1 protein-coding gene is annotated in these 1,932 nt (G+C 60.2%); it reads right to left on the minus strand.

From position 1 onward, the window contains the following. Positions 1–87: 87 nt before the first annotated feature. A complete protein-coding gene (ltrA, locus tag QMK34_RS47280; RefSeq protein WP_326421592.1) occupies positions 88–1,350 on the minus strand; it encodes a group II intron reverse transcriptase/maturase in 1,263 nt (420 codons plus the stop codon). Positions 1,351–1,932: the final 582 nt, after the last annotated feature.

Consider the following 1,932-nt stretch of genomic DNA (forward strand, 5'->3'; position numbering starts at 1 on the left):
CGGTCGGGTAGCCCGGGGCATTTCAGCCCCGGGCTCCCACAGATCCCGGCGTGACAGTCTCCCGTCACCGGGCTCTTATCATTCTGATCACCAGACAGCAGGGGCAGAAGCAGTCCATTTCCAGTGCGCGAACATCCGCGGGAATCGTTGAACGATCCCCTGCCAGCACCGGAAAGCTTTAGTCTTCGCCCGCAGCCGTTTGTACTTGTTGCGGATCCAGCGCATCAAGTAGGCATTGATACGCTGCAGGAGAGGGTACATCGCCGATCGGTTGAACGCGCCATAGTAATTCATCCAACCACGAACGATCGGGTTGATATCCCGCGCCACCTCGACGAAGTCTCGGCCAGTGCGGTTGTGCAGCCGCCAGGACCGCACCACCGCACCGATCTTCTTCAGGGCCAGATTACCGATAGCGGGATTGAACGAGTTGAACTGCTCCCCGTTCTTGTTCCGCGCCCTACGCTGCCGAAAAGTAAACCCCAGAAACGTGAATTCGGCGTGCTCGTACGAGGCACGCCGCTGCCCGTCCTGACAGTACACAATCCGAGTTTTGTCGGGATGCAACCGCAACCCGACCTGCTCCATCCGTTTCGCGATTGCCGCCAGCACCTCACGTGCCCGAGATTCGCTGACGCAGTGCACCACCACGTCGTCCACATAACGCTCGAACGCCACGGCCGGAAACTCCCGGGCCATCCACGCGTCAAACGCATAATGGAGAAACAGATTAGCCAGCACCGGCGACACCGCTGACCCTTGAGGGGTACCCCGGTCTCGCATCAACACACTGCCGTCGGGGTTCTGCACCGGCGCATCCAGCCACCGCTTCACGTACAGGACTACCCACGGCAGATCGGTGTTCGCCTCCACCGCCCTGATGATCAGGTCTCTGGGAACACTGTCGAAGAACTTCTGGATGTCCAAATCGATCACCCAATCGGTTTTCCAACAACGCCGCCGACAGACCCCCACCGCATCCAGCGCGGCTCGCCCGGGACGGTAGCCGTACGAGTCTGGATGGAAGATCGACTCGACCTTCGCCTCCAGCCTGCGTGCCACCACCGTCTGCGCGACCCGGTCGGCCACGGTCGGCACCCCTAAAATCCTGGCGCCTCCACCATGCGACTTCGGTATTTCCACCGCCCGCACCGGCGGCGGGAAGTAGCTCCCCGAGGACATTCGGTTCCACACCTGGTAAAGATTATTTTTCAGGTCGGCCTCGAAATCCTCAATGGAGCACCCATCCACCCCTGGTGCACCCTTATTGGCCTTGACTTTCTCCCACGCCTGCACAACCTCCGCTTTCGAGATCTCAAACGACTTGCCTGACAACTTCAGTTCGCTCATGCGACTCCTTCCGAGGCAGCGCCCCGGTTGATCGAACAAACGCACCACGAATGACCTGACCCCTTCGCTCCACCCCCACCGCGTCAAGCAGGAGTTTCATCGCTACTATGAGTCAGTCCGCCTGCGTGCCCGCCACGGTACTCAATCCCCCCGGTTTCAGCCGTAAGGGACACTTCCTCTTCCCACCCTGGCTGGGTGGCAGTTTCGGGTCACGCTCTCTCCTGTTCCATGCGAACGCAGCCTGGCCGGGCTCACGTTGCCTCTATGCCGGACACCACCTGGCCAATAAGCGGGCACCCGCCAGGCTCATCCCGGGATCGGATACACACCCCGGTTTTGATGTCAACCGTTCCTATTTCGACACTTCAAAAGCAGTGACGCACGCCTTCCCGACCCCTACCTGACACATCAAAGTGCGCCTTTTCCCAACTCGCTCACCACGACAGGCTTCAACTAACGCAGCAGTGGGCGGTTTGGAACCGCCCCCCACAGGGAGGTTCCGGAGGGCCTACCTCCATCGTCCGCACAGCACCAGGTCCGAAGCTATACCTACATCAAGCTTCCTTCCTGTTCAGGACACAC

The sequence above is a fragment of the Amycolatopsis sp. H20-H5 genome, from assembly GCF_035828755.1.
Taxonomy (GTDB): domain Bacteria; phylum Actinomycetota; class Actinomycetes; order Mycobacteriales; family Pseudonocardiaceae; genus Amycolatopsis.